The following is a 17,903-nucleotide window of genomic DNA, read 5'->3' as shown; positions in this document are numbered from 1 at the left end:
CTCTATCGTATTTGGGAGCCCTTCGACGCATTGGCCGACCTTCTCTCTCCGCCCCTTCGGACCAGCCGCTTTGTTTGCGCCGGTTCGTCGCCGATCTCGATCGTACTCCCGGTCCGCGCATCGATCGGCTCCTGCCGGAGCGAAGAAATCGGCAACGGCGCAGCCCTATTCGAAGGTCATGACCTAAACTGGCCGCCTGACTGCACTGCGATGCATGTCAGGTCCTCTCCTCCATGGCATGGCGGACAAGTGCTCCGAACCGATAGAGGCCGTGAACGAACTTGCCGTAGGGCATCGTCAGGAAGAAGGCGAAGACGAAGCCCAGATGGACGGCGAGAAGCGTGCCCATCGCCGGTGTCGTGCGCAGAAAGAGCAGGATGAGACCGCTCGCGCCGACCAGGAACAGCATCGCCACGAACGCCGTGTCCATGCCGAAACGAGAGGGGTTGGAAATCTCGCCGGCCCGCTTCCACTTGGCCTTCAGGAGGCCGATCGCGCCAACCACGAGACCGATGCCGCCGACGGTGCCGAGCAGCACCGGCAAGCTGTACCAGGAATAGGGCGCCTCCCATCCGAAAACGTAATGGTAGATGGTGGCGACCGAAGTTGCGGCCAGGCAAAGCAGGAAGCCGTAAAAGGTGGCGTGGTGGAAATGCTTGCGCCGATCCGCGGGCTTCTCGCTCTCGTTCATGCAGCCGATGCCGCCGCCGTCGAGATAGCGTAGCTGGCCGGCGTCCTTGATCGCCTGCCAGATGGATTGGCCTTCGACCCTGCTCCCGTTGGCGCCGATATCGGACCAGAACGCGCGAAAGCCCATCACAAGCGCCACGATCGAATAGAGGAATGCCGCGCCGAAGAGCGCGGCCATCGTGTTGTGCGGCATGATCGCGTAGAAGGCGCCTTCGCCGCGCTGGACGGAAAACATCACGCCCGGATCGCTCCAGGCCATGAAGCCGATGAGAAAGGCGGCGACAGAGAGCGCCGCGGTCAGCGCGATCATCAGTCCGTTTTTTTCGAAGATCGGGGCCAGGGCGCGCGGCCAGGCGTAGGCGGCATAGGACTCCGCACGGACCTTCGACATCGTCACCGGTACATTGACGTCGAATTCGTGCGGTGGCGCATACTGGCAGTCATAGTAGCAAGCGCCGCATTGGTGACAGAGGTTCGCCAGATAGTTCAAATCGCCGTTGGAGAAGGTGCGGCGCTTCTCCATGGCCGGAAACAAGGCGCAAAGCCCCTCGCAGTAACGGCAAGCATTGCAGATCCGCATCAGCCGATCGGCTTCGGCAAGATTGTCAGTTGCGAACATACGTACCTGCTTCTTTTCCTGCGACGCGGCCGAACACGGCGCCGATCGTCATGCCGATCCCGGCGAGATAGCCCTTGCCCAGGACGTTGCCGGCCATGATCTCGCCTGCGGCGAACATGTTGGCCGAGGGGCGGCCGTCCTCCATCAGGATCTGAGCCTGCTTGTTCACGCGCACGCCGAGATAGGTGAAGGTGATGCCGGGCCTCAGAGGGTAGGCGTAGAAGGGGGGCTCGGTGATTGGCCGCGCCCAATGGGTCTTGTCCGGCGAGAGCCCTTCAGTTCGGCAGTCGTCGAGCACGTTCTGGTCGAAAGTGCCGGGCTTGGTGGCGGCGTTGAAGGATGCCACCGTCTGGCGCAGCTTGGCCGGATCGAGGTCCAGTTTTTCGGCAAGCGCCTCGATCGTGTCGGCCTGAACGGGGGGGAAGATCGACGGCATGAACTTGTCGATCGAGGTGGCATCGATGATGGCGTAGCCGATCTGATCGGGCTGCGCGGCGACGAGTCGGCCCCAGATGGCATAGCGCTTCGGCCAGAAATCCTCGCCTTCGTCATAGAAGCGCTCGCCGTTCCGGTTCACCACGATGCCGAAGACGACGCAGTCGAGCCGGGTTGCGATCCCGCCGTCGAACTTCGGCGCGCGCGCATCGATCGCAACCGCGTGGCATTGGGTGGGGTCGCCGACCGATTTCACACCCCGATCCAGCAGCAGGCGCAGCAGAGATCCGCGATTATAAGGGGTTCCTCGGATCAGGAAGTTCTGCGCCTCCGGCCCCCAGGCCTCGGTCAGCCACTCGATATTGGCTTCAAAGCCTCCGGCAGCGGCGACCAGTGCCTTGGCGGTGACGCGGTGCTCGCGTCCGGAGTGTGTGACGGTGGCGGCGTGAAAAAAGCCGTCTTCAATGTCAAGCTGAGTAGCTTCCGCGTCGTAGACGATGTCCACGCCCAGGCGCTCCGCCGTTCGGTAAAGGGCGTTCAGCATCGATCGGCCTCCGCCGAGAAAGAAGGCGTTGGTCCGCCCCAGACTCAGCGTGCCGCCCAGAGAGGGTTGGAAGCGCACACCCTGGGCATTCATGAAATCCCACAGGCCCTTCGACTCATGGATGGTGAAGCGGGCGAGCTCCTCGTCGGTCTCGCCGCCGGTCACGCGCATCAGGTCGTCCCAAAATTCGTCTTCCGGGTAGGGCCCGGTCAGTACCTCGTTCGCCTCGTCGTGGGCGCAGCGCAGGTTCCGGGTGTGGCGCGTGTTGCCGCCGCGATAGAATTTCGGCGCGGCTTCCACAACCAGCACCTCCGCGCCCTCACGGCGCGCGTTGATCGCGGCGCACAGGGCCGCGTTACCGCCCCCCACGACGAGCACGTCGTAGCGCTTGCCGAAGGGATCGGAGGGAGCGATCCCGGATATGGCATCAGCCATGGCGCATCGCTCCTCCGCCTGAGTAAACGCGGCCGCAACAAGCCGATGCCGCGCGCGGCATCGAAATGCGGTTCGTGTCCATTGAAGGTGACGGGGCGCGTCTGGTCATGTCGTGGAGGAGACCGTCGTGCGTTCGGCGACGGTCGCGTCGCCGGTGTCGTCCAGTCCTTCCGCCGCGATCTTCTCAGCCAGGCAGGTGAAAAACTGGTCTGAAAGCTTCCTTGCCGTGGAGTGGACAAGCCGCTGGCCGAGTTGGGCGATCTTTCCGCCGATCTGGACCTCCACCGTGTAGTCCAGTCGCGTGCCGCTCTCTTCGGGCACGAGCCGGACGTGCGCCTCGCCCTGGGCGAAGCCGGCGACACCGCCTTTGCCTTCGCCGACGATTCGGCAGCTCGACGGCGGATCGAGGTCCTTCAGCGTCACTTCTCCGGAGAAGCGCGCCTTGATCGGTCCAATTTTTGTGACGACCACCGCCGCCATCTCCGTCGGGCTCTGGGCGTCCAGCGTCTCGCATCCGGGGATGCACGCGCGGAGCACCTCCGGGTCGTTCAGCATTTTCCAAACCGCTTCGCGGCTTGCCGACAGGCTGTACGAACCTTCGATATCCACCGTCTTCTCCTCCATTCCTGACCCTTTGTTCGTGATAACGGCATATGTGCCAAGAAATCAACACACGCTTCGCGCTTCCGGATGGCGGTTTTTTCCGCAAGATGCCTAGAAATGTAGAGTTTCGGCGGATTGTGGCGTTATTGCCTTGGAGAGAAGGTTTCCAAAAAATGACACGCCTCTTGATTTTGAGACGGCCTTTCGGCAGACATGTCATATTGAATCCGTCATGACGGCCGAGACGGCCGATCCTCAAGGAGAGGCAAGTGGGCACCAGCGGCCTAACCGCAAACACCATTCTCAGTCGTCTCAGCCACGACATGCTCAAGCGCAACTACGCGGCCGGCTATTGGCGAGACGACACCCTTTATGCGCTGGCGCAGCGCCACGCGCAGGCTCATCCCGACAAGTGCGCCGTGCGCGACAGCTACGGCACCTTGAGCTATGGCGAGCTGGTGAGAATGGCGGATCGCGTCGCGCGGGAGCTGGACGCGGCGGGGCTGAAGCCGGGCGACAGGGTCGCCGTGTGGCTACCGAGCCGCGTGGAGATCACGGTTTTCGTGCTCGCGTGCTCGCGCAATCGGTACATTTGCTGCCCGTCGTTGCACCGCAACCACACGGTTGCGGAGATCCTCACGCTCTGCGAGCGCATGGCTGCCGCCGCTTTTGTCGGAGAGGCCGGGTATGGCGCGGACGCCGATCGCCACGACATCTTCGAGAAGCTCGGCGATCGCGACTATGTCCGCAAGGTATTCAAATGCGCGCCTCGGAGTGCGGATGGCGTCGATCCCGCCTTGGGTTTGGACGGAAAGCCCAGTACTGGACGCGAGATCTCTGCGATCGAGCAGCCCGATACGGTCGTCTATCTGGCCTTCACCTCGGGGACGACGGGCGAGCCGAAGGGCGTCATGCACAGCGACAACACGCTGTTGTCGAACGCGCGCGAACTGTCGTCCGACTGGGGCCTCAACTCGGGCTCGGTCATCTACACGCTGAGCCCGCTAAGCCACAATCTGGGCTTTGGAGCGTTTACGGCGTCGATCGCCTGCGGTTCGGAAGTCGTGCTGCACGATCTGCCGCGCACGGTCAGCATCCTGGAGCGGCTGCGGGAGGTCGGGGCGACATTTATCTTCGGCGTGCCGGCGCACGCGATGGATCTTTTGGAAGAGATGCGCCGTACAGGGGCCGATGGCCTTGAGAAAATCGAAGGCTTCCGCATCTCCGGCGCGGCCGTGTCGAGCACGATCGTGGAGGGTTTGCAGGCCTTCGGGATCAAGCCGCAAAGCGGCTATGGCATGACTGAAGCCTGCTCCCATCACTATACTCGGCCGAACGATCCCCCCGAGCTCATCTCCGGCAGTTCGGGCCGGAGCTGCGACGGCTACGAGGTCCGGATCTTCTCCGTTTCCGACCCGGACGAACCGGTGGCGCCGGGCACCGTCGGTCAGATCGGCGGCCGGGGCGCGAGCCTGATGCTCGGCTATTTCGACAACCAGCTTGCCACAGAGCGGTCCTTCAACCGGTCCGGCTGGTTCATGACCGGCGATCTGGGCTGGGAGGACGAGAACGGCTATCTGCGGATCACGGGCCGGATCAAGGACGTGATCATTCGCGGCGGGCACAACATCCACCCGGCGCATATGGAAATGCTCACCATGCGCCACCCTTCCGTCGAACGCGCGGCCGCGGTTCCGGTGAAGGATGAGCGGCTTGGGGAGAAGGTCTGCCTCGCGGTCATGCCGCGTAAGGGCCAGACGATCAATCCCGAGCAGCTTCTCAGCTATCTCGACCGCGAGGGGCTGTCCAAGTACGACATGCCGGAATATTTCCTGAGCCTCGACGAGATCCCGCTGAGTGCCAACGGCAAGATCCTGAAGCGGGAGCTGCTGGATCCCATCCAGAACGGGACGCTGCGGCCCACCCCGATCCGGTTCCAGGGTTCGGCCCGCTCGGCATGAGGGGGCTCGGCCAGTCGGAGTTGATGGCAAGGTTGTGCGAGGAAATGCGTCGCCCGCCTTTCCATGGCTGGCTGTTGCCGCGTGCGGTCGCGGTGGATGGCGACCAGAAGGTCGTCGAGATCGAAGTCGATTTCCGGCGCGAGCTTGGCTTCAGTCGCGATGCGGATTTCTACCATGGCGGCGTCCTCTCGGCGCTCGCCGACATCGCCGGCCATGCCGCTGTTGCCGTCTGGCATGGCGCGCCGGCGCCGACGATCGATCTGCGCATCGACTATCTGCGCGTCGCACCGGGCGAGACGCTTAGGGCCAAGGGGCTCCTGCGCAAGCTCGGACGCGCGATATCGACCGCCGACGTCGAACTCTTTGTCGGCCAACGCCTCGTCGCGGTCGCGCGCGGCACTTATTCCACTCTCCAGGAGCCTCGCCCATGAAAGCTGTTCTCGTGGAAGACTTCGGACCGGTCGGAACGGCGAAGGTCAAGGATGTGCCGGATCCGGTCCCGGGGCCCGGCGAAATTCTCCTTCGTGTGGAGGCGGTTGCGGCCAACTTCGTGGACATTCTGGTGCTGGAGGGGAAGTACCAATTTCTGCCCGAGCGTCCGTTCGTGCCCGGCAAAGGGCCGGTGGGCACGGTCGAGGCCGTCGGGGAGGGGGTGACCAGCCTCAAAGTCGGCGACCGGGTGACCGCGATGGAGGAGCATGGCGGGTATGCCCAATTCGCCAAGGCGAAGGCGGATCAATGCTACCTGCTGCCGGAAGGCATGACGTTCGTTGAGGCGGCCGGTATGGCGCTGTCCTTCGATACGGCGTGGTTCGCTTTGGAAGAACGCGGGCGCATGAAGCCCGGCGAGACCGTTCTCGTGCTCGGCGCGTCGGGTGCGGTCGGGAGTGCGGCGGTTCAGCTCGCCAAGGCCAAAGGCGCGCGCGTGATCGCGGGCGCCTCGTCGGAGCGTTCGGCGCAGAAGGCGCTCGACGCCGGCGCCGACCATTGGGTCGATCTTTCCAGGGATAATCTGCGCGACACCCTGCGCGAGCAGGTCTACGCGCTGACCGACGGCAGGGGCGTTGATATTGTTCTCGATCCACTTGGCGGGGATATCTTCGATGCCGCCATACGGACGCTTGCCTGGCGCGGTCGGCTCGTCGTGATCGGCTTCGCGGCCGGACGGATTCCGGAAGTTAAGGTAAACTACCTGATGTTGAAGAATATCGAGGTCAGCGGCCTGCAGATCAGCGACTATCGCAAGCGCATGCCGGAGATGGTCCGCCAATGCTTCGATGATGTGTTCGGCCTCTACAGGGCCGGCAAGCTGAAGGCCCCACCGGTGGTCCGTTTTCCGCTTGAAGGATATGACCGCGCTCTGAACGGCTTGACCAACCGGAGCCTCGACGGTCGGGCGATCATCGAGCCGTGGAGCGCCTCATAGAGCTTTTTCAGGCAACGTGAATACCGGGTCGCTCACCGGAAACGCGTAAAAACCGCGGTTCGTGAGGCGCCGGAAAATCGAGGATGCGCCGCGCTCAGGTGCGCAGGGACTCCGCGACGGCGCCGGCTGCCGACAGCAGCGTAGCGTCGGCATATTGCGGGGCCACGAGCTGAAGCCCGATGGGCAGCCCGTTGGGTCCATGGCCGGCCGGGAGCGTGATCGCCGGGCAGTGCAGCATGGTCCAAAGCTCCTGAAGTCTCGGGTCCCCCGCATAGTCGTGCCCTTCCGGCGCTTCGCCCGGGACGGTCGGCGTCAGCAGAAGATCGATATCCGCGAACAGGCTTCGAACCTTCGATCGGAGCGCGTCCACGGCGATGCGCGAGCCGAGATAGGTTTCCCCGTCGATCGCGAACCCGCGCTCGCAGACAGCCACACTGTAGCGCGTCAGCAGATCCCGGTGTGCTCGCCATTCGTGCGCCAGACCATGGGCACGCTCGTAGGCATTGATGGTCGCACGATGCTCGGTGATCGTCTCGAAGCCCTCTGGGATCGCCACATCGACCAGATGCGCGCCCGCGGCTGCGAGACGGGCGCTGCGGCGTTCGAAGAGGGCGGCGGTTTCCGGCAGCACGCTGTCCCACAAATGGGTCCGGAAGATCCCGATGCGCAGGCCGGAGAAGGAGGCGCGCGCCGGTACCGGTTCGGTGTGGGTCAGCACGGCATGAAACAGCGAGATATCTTCGACGGTTCGGGCAATCAGGCCGACCGTGTCGAAGCTTTCCGCAGCCGGTTTCACGCCCGCCGGATTGTAGAGCCCGAAGGTCGGCTTGAAGCCGATAACGCCGCAGAAAGAAGCCGGGCGCAGCACGGAGCCGCCGGTCTGGGTACCATAGGCGACGGGCACCATGTGGTCGGCAACCGCCGCCGCAGACCCGCTCGACGAACCTCCCGGCGTATGGGCTAGGTTCAGCGGATTGCGGGTGCGGGTCGGTTCGACGCCGGCAAATTCGGCCGTCACCGTCTTTCCGAGGACCAGCGCGCCTTCCAGGCGCGCGAGCGCTACGCAGGACGCGTCCGCCGCAGGACGGTGGCTGTCATAGATCGGAGATCCGTAGCGCGTGGGCAGGTCCGACGTATCGATCACGTCCTTGACCCCGATCGGGACGCCCGCCAGCAGCCCGCGCGGCCCTGCCGCGTCGACCGTGCGCGCAGCCGCGATGGCTTGGTCCTCGTCGATCTCCGCCCAGGCGCGAACGTCGCCTTCCCGAGCGGCGATTCGATCGAGGCGGGCGCGAACGACCTGCTCGCAGGAGAGCGCGCCTGAGCGGACTTTGGCGCTGATCTCGGCCGCGGATAGCGTTGTCGGATCGATGGCCTGGCCGTTGGCGGTCATGGTGCAGCCTTATCTTGTGCGGCGTCCGGGGAAGGTGGGTGCCGTTGTCCAAGTTGCGGCATTTGTACCATTTTTGAGATAAGGGGCAAGCGGGCAGGCGTCGGGTTTGACCGGCGCGGGCGAGACGCGCCCGCTTACGGATGGTTCCGGGATCGGCATCTTTCCCAGAACGATCGCTCCCGTCGGAAATCCTGAGTTTGGGCGGCTCTCACCTTCGAAAGGCAGCGCGTTTCGATCATTCTCGGAGGGTACTGATCGCGGGCTGCCGCGTGATTGGGCAGGCTGCGTTCGTTCAGTGATCAGTTGTTCATTTTATATTCGTGCACCGGGAAACTGTAATATTTTTTGTATTTTGCCTTGCTTGCGGTATGGTTTTTTGATTGCATGTCGGTGTGGGCGCATCGCTCACCCGTGAGCGCTCAAGGCGCCAAGAAACGCTGGATTCGACACAGCGAAGGGGAACAGAGATGAAACGGATTGCCGGAATCGCGGTCGCAATGACCCTCGGTTTCACCGGAGCGACGCAAGCACAGTCGTTGAACCTTGCCATGTGCGGGGCGAGCCCAGGCGGCCTTTGGTCGCTCGTGGGGGCCGGTCTCGACGCTGCGGTGAAGGAGCAGGTGCCTGGCTCTACGATCACCTATCAAAGCTCCAGCGGCGGCTTGGCCAACGTGGTCCAGGTCAAGAAGGGCGTATGCCAGCTTGGCATGGCCAACGACGGCGACCTGATCTACGCAGTCAACGGGACGGAGCCGTTCAAGGAGCCGGTCAAGGGGTTGAAGGCCATTTCGGTGCTCTACGACTGGGCGCCGGTGTGGTGGATCGCCCGCAAGGATTTCGCCGACGAATATGGCATCGAGAACCTGCAGGACCTGGCAGACGCCAAGCCGCCGGTTCGGCTCGTCTTCAACCGGCGCGGTCTTCTTACCTCGGCGATCTCGGAAGAGACGCTCAAGGCGGTGGGCGTGTCCCTCGACGATATCGAGGAATGGGGCGGGTCGGTTCAGTTCCAGGCCTCCGGCGAGCAGACCGAGCTGATGCGCGACGGGCGTGTCGACATGCTGGCCAACACGTTGTTCGAGGGGCACCGTTCTCTCGGCGAGATGGCCGACGCCGTCGATCTCAAGCTTATCGAGGTGCCGGACGGGGCCGCCGAGGCCGTGATCGAGGAGTTCCAGTTGAAGCCCTGGACGCTTCAGCCGGGGTCCGTGCCGGGCCAGACGGAGCCGGTCAAGACGGTGACCACGAGCATCATCTTGTTCGCCGACGAGTCCATGTCGGAAGAGACCGCCTACGAGATCACCAAGGCGATGATCGATCACCCCGACAGCATGGCGGCGGTCTCCAACGCCATGAAGCGCTTCACGCCGAAAGGAATGGTCGATCAGGGCGCCATTCCGTTCCACGCAGGCGCGATCAAGGCCTACAAGGAAGCTGGCCTGATGTAGGTCCCGGGTTCCGCCTGGCCTCCGTTGATTGGGGCCGGGCGGAGCTTTGTTCGTCTCGCTTTTGGCATTTGCCTGGGAGAGTTCGTCTTGGCAAGACCGATCAGTCTGGCCCGGCTTGCGCTGAGCACCGGTGCCCGTCGCCGTCCGACCGGATGGTTGGCGGAGGTTCTTCGGGCCTATGCGGTTGCGACCGCGGGCTACACGATCTACGCGGCCACTATGTCCACATGGGACGTGCTTGCGCGCACGATCGTCTTTCTCTGTTTGATGCTCGTGATGGTGTTTCTCCTGGTCGGTCCGACGGAGAACTCCGATCCGAAGAAACCCACGATTTTCGACTACGCGCTTTCTCTCCTAAGCCTGGCGTGCCTGGTGTTCTTCATCTTCGAGATGGAGGAGATCGCCCAGCGGATCACGCTGTTCGATCCGATGACGCCGAGCTATTGGTTCTTCGGCTATGCGCTTCTGTTCCTGGCGGTCGAGGCCGCGCGACGCACGGTCGGGGTGGGGCTGACGCTGATCGTGCTCGTCTTCATGGCGTACAATCTGTGGGGCCATCATTTCGATGGACCGCTGTCGCACGGCGTCATTTCCTATAGCCACTTCCTCGACATTACCGTTTTCACGACCGACGGCATCTTCGGCGTGCCGGTGCAGGTGACGGCGACCTATGCATTCCTGTTCGTGATGTTCGGGACCTTGCTGGAACGGTCCGGCGGCGGCGCCTTCTTCTTCGATGTCGCGGCCGCTGCCACGGGGCGCCGGGTTGGCGGGCCGGCCAAAGTCGCCGTGTTTTCGTCCGGCCTGTTCGGGATGATGTCCGGCAGCCCCACGGCTGACGTCGTGACGACCGGATCGGTCACGATCCCGATCATGAAACGTCTTGGCTACAGCCCGACCTTGGCCGGCGGGGTGGAGGTCGCGGCCTCGACGGGCGGCTCGATCCTGCCTCCCGTGATGGGCTCGGCAGTCTTCATCATGGCCGAGTTCACCGGCATCGACTATCTGGACATCGTCATCGCCGGTTTGGTGCCGGCGCTGCTCTACTATGCCGGCATTTTCCTGCAGGTTCATCTGCGCTCGCGCAGGCTCGGCCTGCTCGGCCTTCCGCCGGAGCAGATTCCGAGCATGTGGTCGGCGTTCAAGGGCGGCTGGTTGTTCCTCGTGCCGCTCGCGACGCTCACGACGGCGCTCGTGGTGCGCTATAGCCCGACCTATGTCGCGCTCTACGGGGTCATCTCCGTCATCGCTGTGTGGCTTGTGCGCTGGTCGCGTTTTTCCATCCGGGACCTTTATGACGGGATCGCCCAGACGACCTTTAACATGGTCGCGGTGACGGGTGCGTGCGCGGCCGCCGGCATGGTCATCGGCGGTATCACGATGACGGGCCTCGCCGGTAAGGTGTCGGAACTGCTGCATCTGCTCGCCGGCCCGAACTTGGGTTTGACGCTGGTTCTCTCCGCGGTGATGACCATTATTCTGGGCATGGGCATGCCGACCCCGGCCGCCTACGCCCTGGCGGCCGCCCTGATCGCGCCGACCCTGACGGGAGACTTCGGCGTTTCGCTCATGCAGGCGCACCTGTTCCTGCTCTATTTCGCCGTCCTGTCGGCCATGACACCGCCGGTGGCGGTTGCCGCCTATGCGGCCGCCGGCATCGCCGATGCTCAGCCGGTCGCGATCGCATCGGTCGCCTGCAAGTTCGCGGTGGCAGCCTTCTTCCTTCCGTTCGCGTTCGTCTACGATCCGGGCATTCTATTAATGGACTCCCCGATCTGGATCGTAATGGCGGTGCTGAGCACGACGGTGGCGGTGTTCCTGATTTCTGTCGGGTCGGAGGGCTTCTGGCTGCAGGCTTTCGGCTGGCTGCCGCGGGTCCTCATGTTCGCGGCCGCGGTCTGCTTTCTTGCGCCGCAGATCGTTACCATGGCGATCGGTTGCGTGCTCGCGGCCCTCGCGGCCTTGATGCTCTACCGGCAGTCCTCCAGCCGGTCCGGTGAGGCGGTGAAGTCGGCGCCCGCCGATGGGAGCGTTTGATGGCACCTAAGACGATGGAGGGTAGGTCCGACGCGGCGAAACCGCCCCATATCGGACGGTCCGTCACGCGTCTCGAAGATGGTCCGCTGGTCACGGGCAGAGCCCGGTTCGTCGCCGATCTCGACATGCCGCATCAGCTCCATGCGCGCATCGTGCGGTCATCCCACGCACACGGCCGCATCGAGGAGATCGATGTCGAGGAGGCGCGGGGTATGCCGGGCGTCCTCGCGGTGTGGACCGCGGAGGATCTGCAGGATCTGCCGCCAATCCCGTTCCGGGCGACGGCAATCCAGGGCCTGTTGCCCTACAAGCAGCCGGTCCTCGCAAATGGCGTCGTTCGCTATGTGGGAGAGCCGGTGGCGATCGTCATCGCCGATGATCCCTACCGGGCGGAGGATGCGGCGGAGACGGTCATGCCGCAGATCGCCCCGTTGCCTCCCTATCTGGACGTGGAGACGCCACCCGCCGAGTTCGCACCCGGCCTCGATTGCGAACCCACCGTGATCCGCAAGGGCTATGGCGACGTCGACGCCGCCTTTTCCTCCGCTCCGGTGGTGGTGGAAATCCGCCCGTCCGTCGGCCGCCATTCCGCCATTCCGTTGGAAACGCGGGGAGGGCTTGCGCGCTTCGATGCCGCCAGGGGCGTTCTGGAGCTGCATGGCGCGGCCAAGCGCCCGCATTGGAATCGCGACCAACTGGCCGAGATGCTCGGTCTGGCGCCGTTGGAGATCGAGCTGTTCGAGAACCATGTCGGCGGTGGTTTCGGGGTCCGCGGCGAGATCTATCCCGAAGATGTGCTGCTCTGCGTTGCCGCCCTTCGGCTGAATCGGCCCGTCAAGTGGATCGAGGATCGCCGGGAACATCTCATGTCGGCGAACCAGTCGCGCGGACAGAAGCACGTGATCCGCGCGGCGGTGGACACGGATGGACGTATCCTCGCCCTCGATGAGACGCTGTTTCACGATCAAGGGGCCTATGTCCGCACCCATGGTGCCCGCGTGGCGGACATGACGATCGGGCTTCTGCTCGGCCCGTACCGGGTACCCGCCTATCGGGCGACGGCGCATTACCGCCTGACCAACCGCACCCCGTGCGCGACCTATCGCGCGCCGGGGCGGTTTGAGGGGTCGTTCGTGCGCGAGCGGCTGATGGATGCCGTCGCCGATCGCCTCGGGCTCGATCCGATCGAGGTGCGTCGTCGCAATCTGATCGGTAAGGAGGAGATGCCGTACGAGCGCGGTCTGAGCGCGCTGGAAACGGAAGTCGTGCTCGACTCCGGCGACTATGCCGGGCTGATCGACAAGGCGCTCGACTTCTCGAAGTTGGACGAGCTGAAGGCCGATGCCGCTCGGCGCCGGAGCCTCGGCGAAAGCGTCGGTGTTGGCTTTGCCATGTTCGTGGAGAAGAGCGGGCTCGGGCCATCGGAAATGGTCAAGATGTCCGTCGACACCACGGGGCGCGTGGAAATCGTCACGGGGGCGGCCTCCGTGGGTCAGGGCATGGAGACGGTCATCGCCCAGATCGCGGCCGACACCCTTGGCGTCGACTATCGCAACATCCGCGTTTTGCACGGCGACACGAACCGGATCGCCTACGGTTTCGGCGCCCACGCCTCGCGCGTGACCGTCATGACCGGCGAGGCGACCCGGCGCGCCGCTGTGGCGGTACGGGAGAAGGCGCTCGAGCTCGCCGCTGAAATTCTGCAGCAGCCGCTGGACGCGCTTCGGATTGTCGATGGGCAGGTCTTCGCACCGGCGGGAGCCTCGATGGATCTCGGCGACGTCGCCCGCCAACTGGCGCCGAATGCGCCGGCGCGCGGAGAGCGGCTTCCCGGCCTCTCCGCCGAAGGTTGGTTTCACTCGACCCATATGAACTACCCCTACGGCGTCCATATCGCGGTGGTCGCGGTCGATCGGGAAACCGGGGGCATCAAAGTGGAACGCTATTCGATCGCCTATGATGTCGGCCGCGCGGTCAATCCGGCTCTCGTGGAGGGACAGATTGTCGGCGGGCTCGCCCAGGGGCTCGGGGGCGCGCTCCTTGAAGAGTTCGCCTACGACAAGGAGGGCCAGCCGCTTTCGGTGACCCTGGCGGATTATCTGATGCCGAGCTCTATGGAGATGCCGCAAGTCGACGTTCTGATTTGCGAGGATGCGCCAAGCCCGCTGAATCCGCTCGGTCTGAAAGGAGCGGGCGAAGGTGGGCTCAACGCCGCTGGCGCCGCGATCGCGGCGGCTGTGGACGATGCCTTGCAGATGCCGGGTTTCGTCACGGCGTTGCCGTTGACACCGCAGCGGGTCAAGGCGCGTCTCGCCGAACTCGCCGGGACTGGCACATGAGCGAGACGACATCTGCGAAAACGTTCGGCAAGCCGGTCCCGCGTCTGGAAGATCCGCCCCTGTTGCGGGGGGAGGGCCGCTTTCTTGACGATTTGAGGCCGGCCGACTGCCTCGCCGTCGCGTTTCTGCGCAGCCCCTACGCGCATGCGCGGTTCACTAAGATCGACACCGCCGATGCGGTGGCTATGACCGGCGTCGTCGCCGTCTACACGCTGGAGGATCTCCGGCCATATTTGGCCCAGGACCGGCTGGTTGTCGCGTTGCCGAGCGCGAGCATCCGTCATCCCGCCGACCGTCCGATCCTCGCCACCGGCGAAGTCGTCCATGTGGGCGAGCCAGTCGCGCTCGTCGTTGCGGAGACGCGCGCTGAGGCGGAAGACGCCGCGGACGTCATCGACGTCGATTTCGAACCGCTCGAGGCAGTATCCGATTGTCGGGACGCGCTGGCGGAAGGGGCTCCCCGTGTCCACACCGCGCTGCCGGACAATCTTCTGGCCCGGTTCGACTTTGATTATGGCGACTGCGATGCCGCGCTCGCCAAAGCAGCCCACACCGTGACGGGGTCCTATTGGGTCCACCGGGGCGGTGCGCATTCGCTGGAAGGGCGCGGCGTTCTCGCTTCTTTCGATGCCGCCCGCGATCTGCTGGAAGTCTGGAGCTCGACCCAGACTCCCTATGCGCTGAAGCGGCACCTGTGCGACATGCTCATGCGTGAGGAGGATGCCGTCTCCGTCGCGACGCCGGATCTGGGGGGCGGCTTCGGGCCCAAGCTCGTCACCTATCCGGAAGAAATCGCGATCGGTGTCGTGGCGCTGAAGCTCGGCCGTCCCGTGAAATGGGTGGAGGACCGCAGCGAGCACTTCGTCGGTACCACCCAGGAGCGCGATCAGCACTGGGCGATGGAAGCCGCTTTCGACGACGAGGGACACATCCTCGCCGTTCGCGGCCATCTCCTGCACGATCACGGTGCCTACACCGCGCGCGGCCTGAACGTGCCTTACGGCTCTGCAGTGACCGTACCGCTGCCCTACAACGTGCCGGCCTATCATCTCGATATCGACGTCGCCTTGACGAACAAGGTGCCGACCACGCCGATCCGGGGGGCGGGGCAGCCGCAAGGCGCGTTCGTCATGGAGCGGCTCTTGGACCTCGCCGCGAAGCGGATCGGGTTGTCGCGTGAGGAGATCAGGCGGCGCAACTTGGTCCGCCCCGACCAGATGCCGTGCCGGAAACCGCTGCGCCTGCGTGGCGGAACCGATATCATTCTCGACAGCGGCGACTATCCCGCGACCCAGGCCAATGCGATGCTTGAGGCCGGGTGGGACACCTTCGAAGCCCGACGCAGCGAGGCGCGCGCACGAGGCCGCCGTCTCGGGATAGGGCTGGCGAACTATGTCGAAGCCACCGGACGCGGCCCTTACGAGCAGGTCACCGTCCGGATTGCTCGCTCGGGGCGCATCGTCATCACTACCGGCGCCTCTGCGATGGGCCAGGGCACTGCCACCATGCTTGCGCAGATCGTCGGCGAGCAGTTCGGCGGCAATCTCGACCTGGTCACCGTGCGGACGGGGGAGACCCATCCAGGCACCCTCGGTTTCGGTGGCTTCAACAGCCGGCAGACGGTGGTTGCCGGCGCATCCGCCCATGCCGCGGCTCGCGAAGTGCGGTCTAAGCTCCTGACCGTCGCCGCCCACATGCTGGAGTGCCGGCCGGACGAGCTCGACGTGACTGAGGATGGTCATGTCAGCCTGCCTGGCCTGTCGAACAGAACGCTTTCCTTTGCCGAGATCGCGCGCGCCGCGGATGGCCTCCCGGGCTACACGCTGCCGGGGATCGAGACACCGGGCCTGCAGGCACGGGGCTCGGTGGTCACTGACGATATGGTCTATTCGAATGGCTGTGCGGTGGCCGAGGTCGAAGTCGATCCCGACACCGGTGCCATCACCGTTCACCGTTTCACCATCGCGCATGACTGCGGGCGGATGGTCAATCCGATGACCGTCGATGGTCAGGTGGTCGGCGGGATCGCCCATGGCTTGGGCAATGCCCTGTTCGAGTGGATGGGCTTCGACGAAAGTGCCCAGCCGATCACCGCCACCTTTGCCGACTACGTCCTTATCTCGGCCGCCGAGATGCCGGAGATCGAGGTGATCCATACCCAGGCGAAGAGCCCGTTCAACGAGCTCGGGGTGAAAGGGGTCGGCGAGTCCGGCGTCATTCCGACCACGGCAGCGATTGCCTCCGCGGTGGACGATGCGCTGCGCGACCTCGACGTGCACGTGGAGCGGATGCCGATGCTGCCGCAGGTTCTCCGCAGGATTATCAAGGACAAAACGGCGCAGGCGGTGCACGCCGATGCTTGAGGCACCCGAAGCCCTGCTTGCGGATCTGGTCACGGCGCACCGCATTCTCGTCGGCGAAGGCGTTCTCGACGCGTTCGGGCATATCAGCGTGCGCGATCCGCGCCGGTCCGACCGGTTCTGGCTTTCCCGCGCAACGCCGCCGAGCCGGGTGGTGCGGGCGGACTTCGTGCCCCTCACGCTGGATGGCGAGCCGGCCGCCGATCCCGGCGGACCGCTATTCTCCGAGCGCTTTATTCACGCCGCGGTCTATGCGCAGCGTCCGGACGTCTTTTCGGTCTGTCACCACCATTCCCCGTCTGTGATGCCGTTCTGCATCGCAGACCATCCCCTCGTCGCGGTGTCGCAGACCGGGGCGTCAATCGGCGCGGAGGTGTCGCGGTGGGACAGCCGGGACGAATTCGGGGCCACGGCCATGCTGGTCAACGACATGGCGCAGGCGATGTCGCTTGTGCGCGCGCTCGGATCCAATTCGCTCGTGTTGATGCGGGGGCATGGGGCGACCGTTACCGGCAGCGGGCTCAAGGAGCTCGTGTTTCGCGCCGTTCATGCCTGCCGCGACGCCGACTATCAGCTCGCGGCGGCCCCGCTTGGACATCTGCAGCCGCTGTCGTCGGAAGAAATCGAGATGGCTACGCCTCCGGCCGTGCCCGCGATCGAGCGTTGCTGGTCGCATTGGACGGCCGCTCTCGACGGGGACGGGAAGAGCACAGAGAGGAGCTCGCGTTGAAGCCTGCGCCGTTCGAACTTCATCAACCGACGACCGTTGAGGACGCCCTTGCCGTGCTTGGCGAGGTCGCCGAGGAGGGCGGTCTCGTTCTGGCCGGCGGCCAGAGCCTCGTGCCGATGATGGCGCTTCGCGTCGCCTTTCCGCCCCACCTCGTGGACATCAACAAGGTGGCCGGGCTGGATGCGGTCACGACGGAGGGCGACGAGCTGGTGATCGGTGCGGTGGCGCGGCACGCGACCTTCCACCGTCCGCTTGCGCCCGGGCCGCTCGGCCACCTCATGGCCACGGTGTCGCGCTCGATCGCCCACTATCCGATCCGCATGCGGGGCACCTTTTGCGGCAGCCTTGCCCATGCCGACCCGGCCTCCGAATGGTGCCTCGTCGCGGCGACGCTGGGGGCGCAACTCGAGGTCGCTTCGGCATCGCAGCGGCGGCGGATCGCGGTCGAGGACTTCCTCGAAGGGGCGATGACGACCGCCCTCGACACCGGCGAAATGCTGCTGCGGGCGCGCCTTCCGCTGCTTTCGCCGGACGTGCGTTTCGGCTTCTACGAATTCTCCCGACGCGCCGGCGACTACGCGCTTGGCATGGCGCTGGCGACGGTCAGGGTCGAGGACGGACGGATCGTCGAGACCCGCCTTGGGCTCGGGGCGATCGAGGAGACGGCGCGCCGCATCCCTGAGGCGGAGGCGGTCGTTGTGGGCGAGAAGCCGAGTGCGGACCTTTGGCGCGCGGCAGGAGACGCGGCCGCGGCCGCGGTCGATCCGATGGAGGATGCGGCGACGTCGGCCGACTATCGCCGCGATCTCGCTTCCGTCTGCCTGCGGCGTGCGCTGGAGCGCACGGGGCTGGTGGACGCCGGTAGACACGAAAGCATCTGATT

General features: G+C 64.9%; 13 protein-coding genes. 9 read left to right on the top strand and 4 right to left on the bottom strand.

Features of this window, described 5'->3' with window-relative positions; genetic code table 11:
• Nucleotides 1-217: 217 nt before the first annotated feature.
• The 3 genes from tcuB to HNS03_RS04425 all read right to left on the bottom strand — a co-directional run bounded on the left by tcuB (nt 218) and on the right by HNS03_RS04425 (nt 3,347).
• Nucleotides 218-1,309, bottom strand: coding sequence for a tricarballylate utilization 4Fe-4S protein TcuB (gene tcuB, locus HNS03_RS04435; protein ID WP_367193420.1), 1,092 nt, complete (start codon nt 1,307-1,309; stop codon nt 218-220).
• Complete coding sequence (gene tcuA / locus HNS03_RS04430) at nt 1,296-2,723, bottom strand: FAD-dependent tricarballylate dehydrogenase TcuA (RefSeq protein ID WP_367193419.1); 1,428 nt, start codon at nt 2,721-2,723, stop codon at nt 1,296-1,298. Before tcuA ends, tcuB begins: the two co-directional genes overlap by 14 nt.
• Nucleotides 2,724-2,828: 105 nt before the next feature.
• Nucleotides 2,829-3,347 carry a CoxG family protein gene (locus tag HNS03_RS04425; RefSeq protein WP_367193417.1) on the bottom strand — a complete coding sequence of 173 codons (519 nt, stop codon included), beginning with the start codon at nt 3,345-3,347 and terminating at the stop codon, nt 2,829-2,831.
• A gap of 248 nt (nt 3,348-3,595) precedes the next feature.
• On the opposite strand from HNS03_RS04425, the gene HNS03_RS04420 reads away from it, so the two are divergent.
• Genes HNS03_RS04420 through HNS03_RS04410 form a run of 3 tightly spaced genes read left to right on the top strand, consistent with a single transcriptional unit; the run spans nt 3,596 to nt 6,713 of the window.
• Nucleotides 3,596-5,287: a class I adenylate-forming enzyme family protein gene (locus HNS03_RS04420; protein WP_367193416.1), complete on the top strand. Its 1,692-nt coding sequence runs from the start codon at nt 3,596-3,598 to the stop codon at nt 5,285-5,287.
• Entirely contained in the window at nt 5,284-5,718 is a 435-nt protein-coding gene (locus HNS03_RS04415) for a PaaI family thioesterase (RefSeq protein ID WP_367193414.1), read from the top strand. Before HNS03_RS04420 ends, HNS03_RS04415 begins: the two co-directional genes overlap by 4 nt.
• Nucleotides 5,715-6,713 (top strand): NADPH:quinone oxidoreductase family protein, encoded by a 999-nt coding sequence (locus HNS03_RS04410; RefSeq protein WP_367193412.1) that lies wholly within the window; start codon nt 5,715-5,717, stop codon nt 6,711-6,713. The genes HNS03_RS04415 and HNS03_RS04410 overlap by 4 nt, the downstream gene beginning before the upstream one ends.
• Nucleotides 6,714-6,807: 94 nt before the next feature.
• Here HNS03_RS04410 and HNS03_RS04405 read toward each other — a convergent pair whose 3' ends face one another.
• Nucleotides 6,808-8,106 (bottom strand): amidase, encoded by a 1,299-nt coding sequence (locus tag HNS03_RS04405; RefSeq protein ID WP_367193410.1) that lies wholly within the window; start codon nt 8,104-8,106, stop codon nt 6,808-6,810.
• A gap of 467 nt (nt 8,107-8,573) precedes the next feature.
• On the opposite strand from HNS03_RS04405, the gene HNS03_RS04400 reads away from it, so the two are divergent.
• From HNS03_RS04400 to HNS03_RS04375, 6 genes are all read left to right on the top strand, one after another.
• On the top strand, nt 8,574-9,554 hold the full coding sequence (locus HNS03_RS04400; protein WP_367193408.1) for a TAXI family TRAP transporter solute-binding subunit: 981 nt from the start codon (nt 8,574-8,576) through the stop codon (nt 9,552-9,554).
• A gap of 87 nt (nt 9,555-9,641) precedes the next feature.
• Complete coding sequence (locus HNS03_RS04395) at nt 9,642-11,591, top strand: TRAP transporter permease (protein WP_367193407.1); 1,950 nt, start codon at nt 9,642-9,644, stop codon at nt 11,589-11,591.
• On the top strand, nt 11,591-13,930 hold the full coding sequence (locus HNS03_RS04390) for a xanthine dehydrogenase family protein molybdopterin-binding subunit (RefSeq protein ID WP_367193405.1): 2,340 nt from the start codon (nt 11,591-11,593) through the stop codon (nt 13,928-13,930). Before HNS03_RS04395 ends, HNS03_RS04390 begins: the two co-directional genes overlap by 1 nt.
• Nucleotides 13,927-16,293 carry a xanthine dehydrogenase family protein molybdopterin-binding subunit gene (locus HNS03_RS04385; protein ID WP_367193404.1) on the top strand — a complete coding sequence of 789 codons (2,367 nt, stop codon included), beginning with the start codon at nt 13,927-13,929 and terminating at the stop codon, nt 16,291-16,293. The genes HNS03_RS04390 and HNS03_RS04385 overlap by 4 nt, the downstream gene beginning before the upstream one ends.
• The gene (locus HNS03_RS04380) at nt 16,286-17,020 is read left to right on the top strand and encodes a class II aldolase/adducin family protein (RefSeq protein WP_367193402.1); all 735 of its coding nucleotides are present in this window, start codon (nt 16,286-16,288) and stop codon (nt 17,018-17,020) included. Before HNS03_RS04385 ends, HNS03_RS04380 begins: the two co-directional genes overlap by 8 nt.
• On the top strand, nt 17,017-17,901 hold the full coding sequence (locus HNS03_RS04375) for a xanthine dehydrogenase family protein subunit M (protein WP_367193401.1): 885 nt from the start codon (nt 17,017-17,019) through the stop codon (nt 17,899-17,901). Before HNS03_RS04380 ends, HNS03_RS04375 begins: the two co-directional genes overlap by 4 nt.
• The last annotated feature ends 2 nt before the right edge of the window (nt 17,902-17,903 follow it).

Origin of the sequence: Amorphus sp. 3PC139-8 (genome assembly GCF_040750475.1) — a bacterium.
GTDB lineage: Bacteria > Pseudomonadota > Alphaproteobacteria > Rhizobiales > Amorphaceae > Amorphus.
The sequence above is the reverse complement of the archived record's forward strand: the minus strand, read 5'-3'. Positions and strand labels throughout refer to the sequence as shown.